This is a genomic window from Rugamonas sp. (assembly GCF_025354735.1).
Classification (GTDB): domain Bacteria; phylum Pseudomonadota; class Gammaproteobacteria; order Burkholderiales; family Burkholderiaceae_D; genus Rugamonas.
In genome coordinates this window covers 1-14747 of sequence record NZ_JANXMI010000046.1, presented here as the reverse complement: position 1 = coordinate 14747, position 14747 = coordinate 1, and the positions used below count along the sequence as shown (strand labels likewise).

The 14747-nt window shown below is 67.7% G+C and carries 8 protein-coding genes and 1 pseudogene; 5 read left to right on the top strand and 4 right to left on the bottom strand.

From position 1 onward, the window contains the following. The 3 genes from Q0S71_RS04890 to Q0S71_RS04880 form a co-directional block, all read right to left on the bottom strand. The coding region (locus Q0S71_RS04890) for a two-component regulator propeller domain-containing protein (protein WP_295992134.1) at window positions 1-4265 on the bottom strand (4265 nt) is incomplete at its 3' end. A gap of 283 nt (window positions 4266-4548) precedes the next feature. Then, window positions 4549-5694: an MFS transporter gene (locus Q0S71_RS04885; protein WP_295992132.1), complete on the bottom strand. Its 1146-nt coding sequence runs from the start codon at window positions 5692-5694 to the stop codon at window positions 4549-4551. A gap of 8 nt (window positions 5695-5702) precedes the next feature. Beyond that, on the bottom strand, window positions 5703-6518 hold the full coding sequence (locus Q0S71_RS04880; RefSeq protein WP_295992129.1) for a DeoR/GlpR family DNA-binding transcription regulator: 816 nt from the start codon (window positions 6516-6518) through the stop codon (window positions 5703-5705). A gap of 273 nt (window positions 6519-6791) precedes the next feature. Between Q0S71_RS04880 and yjjJ the strand changes: the two genes are divergently transcribed. Further along, entirely contained in the window at window positions 6792-8156 is a 1365-nt protein-coding gene (yjjJ, locus tag Q0S71_RS04875; protein WP_295992127.1) for a type II toxin-antitoxin system HipA family toxin YjjJ, read from the top strand. A gap of 61 nt (window positions 8157-8217) precedes the next feature. Here yjjJ and ssb read toward each other — a convergent pair whose 3' ends face one another. Next, complete coding sequence (ssb, locus tag Q0S71_RS04870) at window positions 8218-8721, bottom strand: single-stranded DNA-binding protein (protein WP_295992124.1); 504 nt, start codon at window positions 8719-8721, stop codon at window positions 8218-8220. A 419-nt stretch (window positions 8722-9140) separates the two neighbouring features. Here ssb and uvrA point away from each other — a divergent pair, with 419 nt between their 5' ends. The 4 genes and pseudogenes from uvrA to Q0S71_RS04850 all read left to right on the top strand — a co-directional run. After that, window positions 9141-11990, top strand: coding sequence for an excinuclease ABC subunit UvrA (gene uvrA, locus Q0S71_RS04865; protein ID WP_295992122.1), 2850 nt, complete (start codon window positions 9141-9143; stop codon window positions 11988-11990). A gap of 49 nt (window positions 11991-12039) precedes the next feature. Further along, on the top strand, window positions 12040-12249 hold the full coding sequence (locus tag Q0S71_RS04860; protein ID WP_295992120.1) for a hypothetical protein: 210 nt from the start codon (window positions 12040-12042) through the stop codon (window positions 12247-12249). A 102-nt stretch (window positions 12250-12351) separates the two neighbouring features. Further along, window positions 12352-14547 carry an EAL domain-containing protein gene (locus Q0S71_RS04855; protein WP_295992119.1) on the top strand — a complete coding sequence of 732 codons (2196 nt, stop codon included), beginning with the start codon at window positions 12352-12354 and terminating at the stop codon, window positions 14545-14547. Beyond that, window positions 14544-14747: pseudogene (locus tag Q0S71_RS04850) on the top strand (hypothetical protein); the annotation flags it as partial. The gene Q0S71_RS04855 and the pseudogene Q0S71_RS04850, both read left to right, overlap by 4 nt.

Sequence of the window (14747 nt, the reverse complement as noted above, 5' to 3'; positions counted from 1 at the left end):
GACGGCGCCGCCGGCGCGCCCGGCCCCGCCACGTCCAGCCCCAGCGCCGGCAGCACCGCGTCGAGCAGCGGCGCGGTCTCGACCGGCTTGTCGAGCAGCGCCGTCAGGCCGACCGCCTCGGCCGCCGCCATCGCCTGCCCGCGCTCGGCCGCCGCCACCATCAAGATCACCGGCAGGCGCGCCAGCGTCGGATGGTCGCGCAGCTGCCGCACGATATCGACGCCGCCCATGTCCGGCAGCGCGGCGTCGACCAGCAACAGGTCGAAGGGCGCGGCCAGCAACAATTCGAGCGCGCCGGGGCCGGAATCGGCCAGCATCACGGTCAGACCGGCGCCTTGCAGCGACTGGGCCAGCGCGCTGCGCACGGCGCCGTGCGCGTCGGCCAGCAACACCCGCTTGCCGTAGGCCAGCACGGGCGCGCGCGGCGCCGGCGTCGTCTGGCGGGCGAACTCGGCCACGAAGCTGAAGGTGCTGCCGACGCCGGCCGCGCTCTGGACCTTGATTTCCCCGCCCATGCGCAACACCAGTTGCTGGGATATGGCCAGGCCCAGGCCGGTGCCGCCGTAGAGCCGGGTGGTGCTGGCGTCGGCCTGGGAAAAGGCCTGGAACAGCCGCGCCAGCTGCTCGGGACTGATGCCGATGCCGCTGTCCTCGACCGTGAAGCGCAGGCGCGCCGGCCCCGGCCGCTGCGCCGCGTAATTGCCGCCGACCAGCGCCACGCTCAGCCGCACGTAGCCGCAGGCGGTGAATTTCAAGGCGTTGCCGACCAGGTTGGCGAGCACCTGGCTCAGCCGCAGGGGGTCGCCGACCAGCTCGTTCGGCACGGCGCCGTCGACGGCGACGGTCAACTCCAGCTTCTGTTCCGCCGCGCGCCACGAAAACAAGTCGTTGATCTGGGCCAGCACCTCGTCGAGGCGGAAGGGCACGGCTTCGAGCACCAGGTGGCCCGACTCGATCTTGGAAAAGTCCAGCAAGTCGTTGATGATGGAGAGCAGGTTCTGGCCGGCGCGGCCGATCTTGCGGAAATAGTCGAGCGGCTTGGCCGGCAACTCCATGCGCTGGCCCAGGCCGGCAAAGCCGAGGATGGCGTTCATCGGCGTGCGGATTTCGTGGCTGATATTGGCCAGGAAGGCGCTTTTGGCGCGGGTGGCCGCCTCGGCCACGGCGCGCGCCTGGTCCAGCCGGCGCAGCGTGCGCGCCTTCTGGAACGCCGACACGAAATGTTCCTTCAAACCCTTCAACAATTCCAGGTCGCTGGCGTCGAAGGCGGCCCGCTCGCGCCGGTTCTCGAACACCAGATAACCCTCGACGCGCTGCTCGATGCGGATGCGCACGGCCAGCAGCGCGCCGTCGGCGCCGACGGCGGCCCCGGCGGCGCCGTGCACCAGGTAGATGTCTTCCGACACGGCATCCTCGGCGCTCGCATACAGCGTGGCCGCGCGCGCCGCCTCGATGGCCGGCCGCTGCGGCGCCAGCCCCACCCGCTCCCAGCTGGCGCGCACGGCGAAGTGGACCCCGTCGTCGTCGCGCACCAGGGCGTAGGCGGCGTCGACGCCTTCGATGACGGTCGATTCCTGGACGATGGCGTCGAGCAGGCGGTCGAAATCGAGCTGCTCGTTGACGGAGCGGACGATGGCGTTGAGCTTTTCCAGATGCTGGGTGCGGGCCAGCACGCGTTCTTCGAGCCGGGTCCGTTCATGTTGCAGGCTGCGCAGGCGCCAGCCGAACACGGCGCGCGCGGCCAGCAGCAAAGCCAGCGCGGCGCCGGCGTAGATCCACCAGCGCTGATACCAGGCCGGCAGCACCCGCACCCGCACCGTCAGCTCCGGCTCGCTCCACAAGCCCTCGCGGTTGCTGCCCCGCAGGCGCAGCTTGTAGTCGCCCGGCGCCAGGCTGGTGTAGGCGGCCACGCGGTGGGTGGCGTCCGTTTCGCGCCAGGCGCTGTCGTAGCCGTCGAGCCGGTAGGCGTAGCGGTTGCGCTGCGGCGCCGAAAAATCGAGGGCGGCGAATTCGACGTCGAAGCCGCGCGCCTGCGGCGGCACGGTCAGGCCGCCGGCCAGCGCGCCGGCCGCCAGCGCCGCGCTGCCGACGTGGACCGCGCTGATGACCAGCGGCGGGCGCCAGCCCCACAGGCTGAGCCAGTCGGTCGCGATGACGGCCAGGCCGCCGGTGCCGCCGAACAGCAGCTCGCCCTGCGGCATGACGGCGCCGGCGTCGTAATTGCGTATCACCAGGCCGTCGGCCCGGCCCAGCGCGCGTATGCCCAGCGTCACCGGATCGACGATGGCGACGCCGCCGGCGGTGCCGGCCCAGATGCGGCCGCGCGGCCCCGGCAGCACCGAGCTGATGTTGTCGTTCGGCAGCCCCTGCGCCGCGCCCAGCGTGCGGAAGCGCGGCTGGCCGCCGGCGCCGCGCCCCTCCATCAGGCTCAGGCCGCCGCCATAGGTGCCGACCCACAGCCGGTCCTGGCGGTCGAAGGCCAGCGCGGCGACGATGCCGTTTTGCAGCGCCTGCGGCTCGCCGGGCGCGGCCAGGATTTGCTCGACGCCGCCGCCGGCCGGGTCGATCCGGTTCAGGCCGTTGCGCGTGCCGACCCACAGCGCATGGTCGGGCGCCAGCGCCAGCGCCTCGATGCGGTTGTCCGTCAAGCCGCCGGCCCCGGCCGCGCCCTGCACGTGGGCGCGCAGCGTGCGTCCGCCGGCCGCGCCCGGCTCGTAGCGCAGCAGGCCGTCGGCCGTGGCCAGCCACAGCCGATCGCCGTCGCGCAGGATGCGGGCGATGCGCGGATAGGGATTGTGGGCTTGCAACGGCACCCGCCGCACGCCGCCGGCGTGGCGGTCGGCGCGGTAGAGGCCGAGCTGGGTGCCGATCCAGACGTCGCCGGCGCCATCCTCGGCCAGCGCGAAGACCACGCGGCTGGGCAGGGCCGTGTCGGGATGCAGGGCGTCCGGCCGCAGCGCGGCCCGGCGCGGGCCGTCGGCCTCGACGATGTCTATGCCCTGGTCGGCCAGCGCGATCCACAGCCGGCCGTCGCTGTGCGGCAGCATGGCCGTCACATTGGCCTCGGGCAGGCCGGCGCCGCCGAACACGGTGCGCACGGCGCGCGTGGCCGGGTCGTGGCGGTCCAGGCTGCGTTCCGTGCTGACCCAGACCAGGCCGCTGTGGTCGCGCAACAGCGCCGCGCTGCGGTCGTGGCCCAGGCTGGTCGGCACCAGCGGGTCGTGGTGCAAGATGCGCAGCTGGCCGCTGGCCGGCACGTAATCGGCCACGCCGCCGCCGTAGGTGGCCAGCCACCAGTGGCCGGGCGCCGCCTCGGCGATCGACAGGATCATATTGGCGCGCAGGCCGTCGAGCGCGCCGCCGCGCAGCAGGTGGCCGGCGCGGCCGTCGGCGTCGGCCACGCCCAGCCCGCTTTTCAGCGTGCCGAAGGCGATGCGGCCGGCCTCGTCCTGGTGCAGCGCCAGCACGGCGTCGCTCCAGCCGCCGGCCCCGGTGCCGGGCTCGCCGCCGACCGGCACGCGGGCATAGCCGTCGCCGCGGCGCAGCGCCAGCCCGGACATGCTGCCTATCCACAACGCGCCGTCGCGCGCCACCGTCAGCGAACGGATGCGGTTGTCCGGCAGGCTGTCGTCGCGGCGCGGATCGTGGCGGTAGTGGGTGATGGTGCCGCTGACTGGGTCCAGCCTGTCCAGTCCCTCGACGGTGCCGATCCAGATATTGCCCTGGGCGTCGCCGCTGAGGGCGGTGACGGCGCTGTGGCTCAAGCCCTTGGGGCCGGCCGGATAGCGCACGAAGCGCTCATGGTCGCGGTCGTACATGGCCAGGCCGGCGGTCGCCGTGCCTACCCACAGGCGGCCATGCACGTCGGTGTAAAGCGCCTGGATGAAATTGCCGGGCAGCGAAGTGGCATCCTTGGGATCGAGCAAAAAGGTACGCATGCGGTAGCCGTCCCAGCGGGCCAGGCCGCCCTGGGTGCCGGCCCACAGGAAACCGTCGCCGTCCTGCGCCAGCGCCATCACGATGGGATGGGGCAAGCCCTGTTCGACGTCGAGGTGCTCGAACAGCGGCGTCGCCAGCTGGTCCCAGCGGTCCTGCGCCGGGGCCGGGGCCGGGGCGGCGGCGGCGGGGATGGCGGTGGCGGGAACCGTGGCGGCGGCCGGGATTGCCTCGGCCACCGTCGGGGCGGCGGGCATGGCGACGGGCATGGCGGCTGCCAGCGCCAGCGCCACGGCCGCAAGCCGCCGCCACCGGTTCAGGGCTGTCATGGGTGCGCAACCCGGGCGGCGGCCGGCCCGCAGCGGCGGCCGGCGCGGCGACGGCGCGGCCGGCAGCGACAGCGCTTGCCGGTCTCGGTCATTGGCGGCGGAAGAAGGCGCGTGGTTGGGCACATATCATTACAGCATACGGAATTAAGCCGGGGCTGTCTATTCGCGCATGCCGACGCAAACCGCGCGCACGCGGCGCTTTTCATTTCGCCCGGCCGGTGTCGAAACGGCGCGACGGAATGTGTCGGGCGCGCGTTCCGGCGGCGTCACTTTTGGGCGACGCTCAGCCGGCCCGCGCCGGCGCGCCCAGGCGCGCGCAGGCCGCCACCAGCAACATCGAACAGCCGAGGCCGGCGAACGCCACGTCCAGGCTGGACGCGTGGGCCACCAGGCCGATCAGGGCCGGACCGGCCAGGATGCCGGCATAGCCGATGGTGGTGATGGCGCTGACGGCCAGTCCGGCCGGCATGGCGCGCTGGCGGCCGGCGGCGCTGAACAGGATGGGCACGATGTTCGACGCGCCCAGCCCGATCAGCACGAAACCGGCCAGCGCCGCGCCGGCCGACGGCGCCAGCACGGCGAACAGGAAGCCGCCGGCCGCGCAGGCGCCGCCGAGCAGCAGCACGCGGCGGCCGCCGAGGCGGCGCACGACGCGGTCGCCGCTGAGCCGGCCCAGCGTCATGGCGCAGGCGAAGGCGGCGTAGCCGAGGCCGCCACGGTCGGCGTCCAGGCCACGCGCGCCGGTCAGGAACAGCGCGCTCCAGTCCAGCATCGCGCCCTCGGCCAGGAACATGATGAAGCACAGCGCGCCGATCAGGATCACGGCGCCGTGCGGCATGACGAACAGCGGGCCGTCGTGGCCGGCGGCATCGGGCCGGCGCAGCAGGTGCGGCGCGATACCGGCCAACACCAGCGCGGCCACGGCCGACAGCACCAGCGCCGCCGCCAGCGGGTCTAGACCACACCACAACATCAGCGCCATGCCGGCCGCGCCGACGAAACCGCCGACGCTGAACAGGCCGTGAAAGCCGGACATCAGCGCCGCGCCGCTGTCGCGCTCGACGATGACGGCTTGCACATTCATCGCCACGTCCAGCGTGCCGATGGCGGCGCCGAACAGGAAGAGATTGACGGCCAGCAGCGCCGCGTTGGGCGCGACCGCCAGGCCGGGCAGCAGCAGACAGCTGAGCGCGCCGGCCCACAGGATCACGGCGCGGCAGCCGAAGCGCAGCGACAGCGCGCCGGTCAGCGGCATGGCCAGCAGCGAACCGCCGCCCAGGCACAGCAGCAGCAAGCCGAGACCGCCATCGTCCAGGCCGACGCGCGCCTTGGCATACGGCACCAGCGGCGCCCACGCCGACATGGCCAGGCCGGCGACCAGGAAGGCCAGACGGGTCGATAAACGTTGTTGCGGGCCGACGATGTTCATGGGCGCTTTCAATGTGGAGTGGAATGTGGCGTGGGGGCGGCGGCGCGCAGCACCAGCGTGCCCAGGTCGGCGTAGGCATCGGTCCAGGCGCGGTCGGCGTCGTGCTCGACCACCAGATGGGTCAGCCGCGCGGCGGCCAGCACCTGGTACGGCGCGGCCGTGGCCAGCTTGTCGCCGGTGGCCGCCACCAGCACCGCCTTGCTGGCCTCGGCGACGCGGCGCTTGAACAGCGCTTCCTCGTACTGGAAGGCGGTGATGCCGGCCGCCGCGTCGACGCCGCAAGCGCCCAGGCAAAACAGGTCGGGCCGCAACATGTCGATGTCGCGCAAGGCGGCCGCGCCGAAGCTGGCGCCGGCGGCGCGGTCGACCCGGCCGCCGACCACGATCAGCTCCACCTGTGCGCGGTCGACCAGCGCCGCCGCGATCGCCGGCGCGTTGGTGACCACCGTCAGCGCCACCTCCGGCAGCGCGGCGGCGATGCCGAGGTTGGTCGAGCCGGCATCGATGAACAGCACCATGCCGGGGCGGATCAGCGTCGCCGCCGCCAGCGCCAGCTGCGACTTGGCGGCCACGCGATGGCCGCGCCGCTGCCCCAGCGTGCCGTCGTTGGGCGCCGGCGGCACCGGCGCCGCCGACCGCAGCGCGCCGCCATAGACTTTCTGGCACAAGCCGGCGGCGGCGAGGTCGCGCAGATCGCGCCGTATCGTGTCTTCCGACACTTTCAATCTGGCGGCCAGATCCGGCGCCAGCACGCGGCCGTCGACTTGCAGACACTCAAGGATGAAGGCATGGCGTTCTTGCAGCAACAGGCTGTCGACTATCATGGCGGACTCAAATGGGGATGAACAGGTACAAATATATACAATTACGCACAAACAGTCAAAGTATTGCGCGTTTGTGCCGATTCCCTGTGGCTGTATGCGTCCGGTCTATGATTGTTCGCCCTCGGCGTCCCCTTATCACATCGCCTCGAGTAAATCGTTTTGTGTGCTACGATATTTCCATTCATTTTTCTATTCATAATTCCATTCAAAAAAACATGTTCCTCCTATGAAAATTAGGAAAATTTTTCTATTCATAGAATCTCTCAAAACATCATGGCTAAAGAACAGAATATTGAAAGGTTGCAGCATGTTCTCAAGCGAGGTCCCGCCAAAACGGCCTTCCTTCTGAAGGAACTGGATGTCAGTCAGCCCACTTTTTCCCGCTTATGGGCAACTCTGCGAGACGGGATTGTGTTGGGAGCCGGAAGGGCGCGGCAGTACGCTCTCAAGCGTCACGTCCCGGGAGTCGATGCTCCCATCCCGGTGTTCCGGGTTGCCGAAAAAGGAGGCGTGGAAGCTATCGGATACCTGAACGTCCTTCAAGGCGGGTTCTATGCCATGACTCCCCTGCAAGGGCCAAGCTACGAGGTGTATCAAGGGCTGCCGTTTTTCATGCGGGATTTGCGCCCGCAGGGTTTTTTGGGCCGCATGGAGCCGGATAAGCACGGAGATTTAGATCTGCCGGCCGATATCTTGCGTTGGACGGATGAGCAGGTATTAAAGTACCTATCCCGGCGCAGTGAAAATGCTGCCGGCGACCTCATGCTCGGGAATGAGTCTTACGCAAGACACATGGAGTCCGTCGGAGTCGCAGATAGCTTAGTCATATTGGATGAGGAGCGTGCTGCCCGCTACCCGGTGATGGCTGAAAACGCCATGCAAGGGGAAGCGCCAGGCTCATCCGCTGGTGGCGAGCAGCCGAAGTTTACCGCGGTGTTACGCCGCGGAGATGGCGGCGAACCGGTAGAGCACGTCATCGTGAAATTTTCCCCTCAAGTTGGTACGCCGTCGGGAAGGCGATGGGGAGACTTACTAATATGTGAACACCTGGCGCTGGAAGTGCTGGCGCGTAATGAGATCGCCGCAGCCCAAACATCGGTGCTGGAATTAGATGAGCGCATCTTTCTGGAGGTGGTCCGGTTTGATCGGGTAGGGTTACGGGGGCGTCGCCCTATGGCGACCTTTTCTGCACTGGACGGTGATCTTGGCATGATGGATCAAAACTGGACGGCCGTCGCACGGGAGCTTGGCCGCTTGGGGCAGTTGCCCGATGAGGATATCGTGACGGTTGAGATTCTCGATCTCTTTGGTTCACTCATTGGCAACACGGATAAGCATCACGGCAATATCGCCGTCACATGGACATTCGAGCGCAAACATCGCCTGTTCAACGCCTATGACATGCTCCCTATGCTGTATCGCCCCAATTCCCACGGCGAGATTGTCGACCGGCAGTGGGCACCGACCTACCTTGGTCGGGTGGAGCTGAAGCATCTACCGAAGTGTTACGCGATGGCCCTACAATTTTGGACGGATGTGCTGAGGGACCCTCGGATATCGGACGATTTTAAAGGTGTCGCTGATCGTCACATCGCGGCCGTGAGACCTCTGGCGCCCGCCGGAGATTGGGATCATTGAAAAAAGGCCCCAACTCTCAACGGGCAGGGGCCTTCTATCAACAAAAAACACCAGCGAGGAATTAGAACGGGATGTCGTCATCCATGTCCGAGAAGTTCGGCGCCGGCTTCGGTGCCGGACGGGGCGCCGGGGCCGCCTGCTGCGGACGCGGGGCCGGGGCCTGGCGCTGCTGTGCCGGCGCCGGGGCGTCGTAGCCGCCGTCGTCCATGCCGCCGCCTTCGCCCATGCCCTGACGGCCGCCCAGCATTTGCATCTGCTCGGCGATGATGTCGGTCGCATACTTCTCGACGCCGTCCTTGTCCGTGTATTTACGGGTTTGCAGACGGCCTTCGACGTAGACCGACGAACCTTTTTTCAGGTACTGGCCGACGATTTCAGCCAGGCGGCCGAAGAAGGAAATACGGTGCCATTCGGTCAGCTCTTTTTGCTCGCCGGTGTTGCGGTCTTTCGACTTGAACGAGGTCGCCACGGCAATGTTGGCGATCGCGTCACCGCTAGGCATGTAGCGGATTTCCGGATCGCGACCCAGATTGCCGACGATGATGACTTTGTTAACTGATGCCATTGATAACTCCTGATGAACTGCGACCACGCGCGGTTGGATTTTTACTAGACGACGATTATATATGACTGAATAGCCGAAAAGGTATTCAATCTGCCCCGAAGGCAGCCAAAAGTCCGCTCAGGGCACGTTCTTTTCACAGGTCGCCAGCGACAATGTCCGCACCGCAAATGTTTTTATGGCGCCCAGGAAACGCCTGCATTGAATACTGTTATTATATACAGTGTATACCGTGATCTTCTTTGCGCTGAATCAAGACGGCCGGCCGCCGCGCCAGCTGCCCGGACGCCCGGCTGTCACGCGCAAGTGTTGAAACCCAGCTATAGTATTAGGTTGACCCGTTTTGGCCCGGTCCGGTTCGATTCTGCCCCGCCTCCGCGCGTCGGGCGCGCCGCACCATCCTCTTGAAAGCAAGGCAAATAATGGAACAGATACGCATCCGCGGTGCTCGCACGCACAATCTCAAAAACATCAGTCTCGACCTGCCGCGCAACAAGCTGATCGTCATTACCGGCCTGTCCGGTTCCGGCAAGTCGTCGCTGGCTTTCGATACGCTGTACGCCGAAGGCCAGCGCCGCTATGTCGAGTCGCTGTCGGCCTACGCGCGCCAGTTTTTGCAGCTGATGGAGAAGCCGGATGTGGATTTGATCGAGGGCTTGTCGCCGGCCATTTCGATCGAGCAAAAAGCCACCTCGCACAATCCCCGTTCCACGGTCGGCACCGTGACCGAGATCCACGATTATCTGCGCCTGCTGTACGCCCGCGTCGGCACGCCGTATTGCATCAACCATCCGGAAAACGCGCTGGCCGCGCAGACCGTGTCGCAAATGGTGGACGCGGTGCTGGCCATGCCCGAAGGCACCAAGCTGATGATTCTGGCGCCGGTGGTGGCCAACCGCAAGGGCGAGCATGCCGACCTGTTCGAGCAGATGCAGGCCCACGGCTTCGTGCGCTTCCGCGTGCAGATCGGCACCCACGACGCCAAGATCTATGAAGTCGACGATTTGCCGAAGCTGAAGAAAACGGAAAAGCACACCATCGACGTCGTCATCGACCGCGTCAAGGTGAATCCGGAAATCAAGCAGCGCCTGGCCGAAAGTTTCGAGACCGCGCTGCGCCTGGCCGAAGGCCGCGCCGTGGCCTATGAAATGGACACGGCCGTCGAGCACGTCTACTCGAACAAGTTCGCCTGCAACGTCTGCGGCTATTCGCTGCAGGAGCTGGAACCGCGTTTGTTCTCGTTCAACAATCCCATGGGCGCCTGCCCGGAATGCGACGGCCTCGGCCACATCGAATTCTTCGATCCCAAGCGCATCGTCGCCTTCCCGAATTTGTCGCTGGCGTCGGGCGCCGTCAAGGGCTGGGACCGCCGCAACCAGTTTTATTTCCAGATGCTGTCCAACCTGGCCACGTTCTACGAATTCGACCTCGACCTGCCCTACGACCAACTGCCGTTCGCGGCCCAGCAAGTGATCTTGCACGGCTCGGGCAAGCAGCTGATCCCGTTCGCCTATGTCAACGAGCGCGGCCGCACGGTCATCAAGGAACACACGTTTGAGGGCGTGGTCAACAATCTGCAGCGGCGCTACCGCGAGACCGATTCCATGGCCGTGAAAGAGGAGCTGGCCAAGTTCATCAACGAGAAGCAGTGCCCGGCCTGCGACGGCGCGCGCCTGCGCGTCGAGGCGCGCTACGTCAAGGTCGGCACCGGCAAGCAGGAAAAAGCCATCTACGAGATCGCCGCCAAGCCGCTGCGCGAAGCGCTGTCCTTCTTCGAGCAGCTCAAACTCAAGGGCGCCAAGAAGGAGATCGCCGACCGCGTCGTCAAGGAAATCATCTCGCGCCTGAAATTCCTCAACAACGTCGGCCTCGACTACCTGTCGCTGGACCGCAGCGCCGACACGCTGTCGGGCGGCGAGGCGCAGCGCATCCGCCTGGCCTCGCAGATCGGCTCCGGCCTGACCGGCGTGATGTACGTGCTCGACGAGCCGTCCATCGGCCTGCACCAGCGCGACAACGACCGCCTGATCGAAACGCTCAAGCACTTGCGCGACATCGGCAACAGCGTGCTGGTGGTCGAGCACGATGAAGACGCGATCCGCACCGCCGACTTCATCGTCGACATGGGCGTGGGCGCGGGCGTGCACGGCGGCGAGATCATCGCCCAGGGCACGCTCAAGGACATCCTCAAGAACAAGAAATCGCTGACGGCGCAATACCTGAACGGCACGCTGAAGATCGAAGTGCCGAAAAAACGCCACGTCGCCGACCCGGACCGCCAGTTGCTCATCACCGGCGCCACCGGCAACAACCTGAAGAAGGTGACGCTGAGCCTGCCGGTCGGGCTGATGACCTGCGTGACCGGCGTGTCCGGTTCCGGCAAGTCCTCGCTGATTAACGACACGCTGTACCCGGCCCTGTCGCGCCACCTGTACGGTTCGCAGACCGAGCCGTCGCCGCACGACGCGATCAGCGGCCTCGAACATTTCGACAAGGTGATCTCGGTCGACCAGGCGCCGATCGGCCGCACGCCGCGCTCGAATCCGGCCACCTACACCGGCCTGTTCACGCCGATCCGCGATCTGTTCGCCACCGTGCCGATGGCCAAGGAACGCGGCTACAGCGCGGGCCGCTTCTCCTTCAACGTCAAGGGCGGCCGCTGCGAAGCGTGCCAGGGCGACGGCGTCATCAAGGTCGAGATGCACTTCCTGCCGGACGTCTACGTGCCGTGCGACGTCTGCCACGGCAAGCGCTACAACCGCGAAACGCTGGAAGTGCATTACAAGGGCAAGAGCATCACCGAAGTGCTGGACATGACGGTCGAGGACGCGCATGAATTCTTCAAGCCGGTGCCGCTGATCGCGCGCAAGCTGCACACGCTGCTGGACGTCGGCCTCGGCTACATCAAGCTGGGCCAGAGCGCCACCACGCTGTCGGGCGGCGAGGCGCAGCGCGTCAAGCTGTCGCTGGAACTGTCCAAGCGCGACACGGGACGCACGCTGTACATTCTCGACGAGCCGACCACCGGCCTGCACTTCCACGACATCGATCTGCTGCTCAAGGTGATGCACCGTTTGCGCGACCAGGGCAACACCCTGGTGGTCATCGAGCACAACCTCGACGTCATCAAGACGGCCGACTGGATCGTCGACCTCGGCCCCGAAGGCGGCGCCGGCGGCGGCCAGATCATCGCCACCGGCACGCCGGAAGACGTGGCGGCCAACGCCGCCAGCGTGACCGGCAAATATCTGGGACCGCTGCTGAAACAGTAAGCGCGGGCACGCCATGAAGCGGGAACCGGCACCGCCGCCGCTAGCTCGCATGATCGCCATCGTCGGCCAGCGCGTGCCCGCCGGCGGCACGTTGGCGATGGCGATACCTTTTCTGTCGCTGACGCGGGTGTCGCAGCCGACGCCGGTGTCGCGCGGCGTGATTATTGGTGAGTATTTACTACCCAGAAATTCGCCATACTGCATTGAATTCGACAACGCGGCCATGGCGGGGGGGCCGCGATCCCGCTCGGTGCGATAGCGTACGGTAACGCGCCGCCAGCCATGCGACCCTGTAATGAACGGCAAGATCAAGCGCATGGCCGCAGGGCACGACCCGCGTCAAAGACTACTGGAGCGCAAGATGAGAACAGACGAGCTGGCGTATCAGACCGCGGTGGCAGGCGAGCGGCAGGCAAGCGCCGACCATGACGCGGCCTGCCCCGTCCTGCGCGACCCGCTGACCGGCCTGGCCAGTTCCATCCTGCTCAACGACCGCCTGACGCAGGCCCTCGGGTGCGCCGCCCACCGTGGCGAGCTGCTGGCCCTGCTGTGCCTGGGCATCGACAATCTGCCGCAGGTCAGGGACGGCCTGGGCCAGGAGGCCGCCGCGCGCCTGCTGGCCGACAGCGCCCGGCGCCTGCAGGCCTGCGTCAAGGGCCACGACACCGTGGCCCGCCTCGGCGACCATGAGTTCGCCGTCGTGCTCGGCGCGGCCGACAACGCGGACGACGTCGGTTTGCTGTGCGAGGAACTGTGCGCGGCGATGGCGCCGGGCGTGGCATGGCAGGGGGGGCAGGTGCATGGCCACCTCAGCATCGGCATCGCGCTGTTCCCGCAGGACGGCCCGGACGCCGCCACGCTGCTACGCCATGCCGGCGAGGCGCGCGCCGGCGCGCGCGCGCGCCACGGCGGCAAATACCAGTTCTATTCCGCCAGCCTGAACCAGCGCTCGCGCGCCCGCACCGACATGGAAGTGGCGCTGCGGTTGGCCATCGCGCGCGACGAGCTGCAACTGCAGTACCAGCCGCTGGCCGACCTGCAGAGCGGCGCCATCGCCGGCATGGAAGCCTTGCTGCGCTGGCAGCCGCCGACCGGCGCCCTAGCCGACGCCGGCCATTTCCTGCCGCTGGCCGAGGACATCGACTTGATCGCCGCCATCGGCAACTGGGTGCTGCGGCGCGCCTGCCGCGACCTGCGCGACTGGCGCGCCGCCGGCCGCGCCGACGTGCGCATCGCCATCAACGTCGCGCCCAGCCAGTTCCACCAGCGCCGCTACGTCGACGACGTGGCCGCGATCCTGGCCGAATTCGACGTCGCGCCCGCCGCGCTGACGCTGGAAATCACCGAGGTGGCCCTGATGCTCGACAGCACCGCCAGCGCCGACAGCCTGACCCGCCTCAAGGCGCTCGGCCTGCAACTGGCGCTGGACGACTTCGGCACGGGCCAGTCCTCGCTCAACAACCTGACCCGCTACCCCTTCGACCAGGTCAAGATCGATCGCGAGGTGGTGCGCGGCATCGTCGACGACAGCGGCGCCGCCGCGCTGTCCAAGACCATCATCTCGATGGCGCACAACCTGGGCATACGGGTGGTGGCCGAGGGCGTCGAAACGGAGGGCCAGTGCGACTTCCTGCGCCGCAATATGTGCGACCTGGTCCAGGGTTATTTCTTCGCCCCGCCGCTGGCGCTGGACGGCATGGCGCTGCTGCTCGACGAGCCGCGCCGCCTGCCGCCGCACCTGCTGCGCGTCAAGCGGCAGCCGCGCAGCCTGCTGCTGGTGGACGACGAGCACAACATCGTGTCGGCGCTGAAGCGCCTGCTGCGCGCCGACGGCTACCAGATCTTCACCGCCCACAGCGGACAGGAAGGGCTGGACCTGCTCGAACGCCACCCGGTCGACGTGATCGTCTCGGACCAGCGCATGCCCGGCATGATAGGCGCCGACTTCCTGCGCAAGGCCAAGCAGCTGTATCCGGCGACGATACGCATCATGCTGTCGGGCTACACGGAACTGCAGTCGGTCACCGACGCCGTCAACGAGGGCGCCATCTACAAATTCCTCACCAAGCCGTGGGAGGACGCGCTGCTGCGCGGCCACATCGCCGAGGCCTTCCGGCTCAAGGAGATCGCCGACGAGAACGAGCGCCTGAACCTCGAGGTGCGCACGGCCAACCACGAGCTGGCCGCCGCCAACCGCCGCATGGAGGAGCTGCTGCTGCAAAAGCAGCAGCAGATCAGCCGCGACGAGATCAGCCTCAGCGTCGCCCACGAGGTCCTGCAGCGCCTGCCGCTGCCCGTCATCGGCCTGGACGACCAGGGCATGATCGCCTTCATCAACGGCGCCGCCGAGCGCCTGTTCCCGCGCGGCGCCAGCCTGCTGGGCAACGAGGTCAGCATGGTGCTGCCGGCCCTGTTTTCGGCCGGGGCCGGCGCCCAGGCGCTGCACCGCGCCGACATCGGCGGCGCGCGCTTCGACGTCGCCGTCTACCCCATGGGCGAACGCTCGGCCGCGCGCGGCAGCCTGATGACGCTCAGCCGCAGCGAGGCGGCGCCATGAGCCGTCCGGCCGCCACCGTCATCACGCTCGACCAGGCCAGCGCCGGCATGGTGCTGGCCGAGGCCCTGCTCGACGCCCACGGCGCCGTGCTGCTGCCCGAGGGCAGCACGCTGAGCGAGGCCAGCCTGGCGTCGCTGCGCCGCCGCGACATCGCCGGCTGCAGCGTGCTCGGCGCCGTGGCCGACCCGGCGCAGCTGGCG

Excerpts from the sequence above, each read along its gene's own strand:
- Q0S71_RS04885 (WP_295992132.1), bottom strand. The coding sequence starts at position 5,694 with ATGAACATCGTCGGCCCGCAACAACGTTTATCGACCCGTCTGGCCTTC.
- Q0S71_RS04880 (WP_295992129.1), bottom strand. The coding sequence starts at position 6,518 with ATGATAGTCGACAGCCTGTTGCTGCAAGAACGCCATGCCTTCATCCTT.
- yjjJ (WP_295992127.1), top strand. The coding sequence starts at position 6,792 with ATGGCTAAAGAACAGAATATTGAAAGGTTGCAGCATGTTCTCAAGCGA.
- ssb (WP_295992124.1), bottom strand. The coding sequence starts at position 8,721 with ATGGCATCAGTTAACAAAGTCATCATCGTCGGCAATCTGGGTCGCGAT.
- uvrA (WP_295992122.1), top strand. The coding sequence starts at position 9,141 with ATGGAACAGATACGCATCCGCGGTGCTCGCACGCACAATCTCAAAAAC.
- Q0S71_RS04860 (WP_295992120.1), top strand. The coding sequence starts at position 12,040 with ATGATCGCCATCGTCGGCCAGCGCGTGCCCGCCGGCGGCACGTTGGCG.
- Q0S71_RS04855 (WP_295992119.1), top strand. The coding sequence starts at position 12,352 with ATGAGAACAGACGAGCTGGCGTATCAGACCGCGGTGGCAGGCGAGCGG.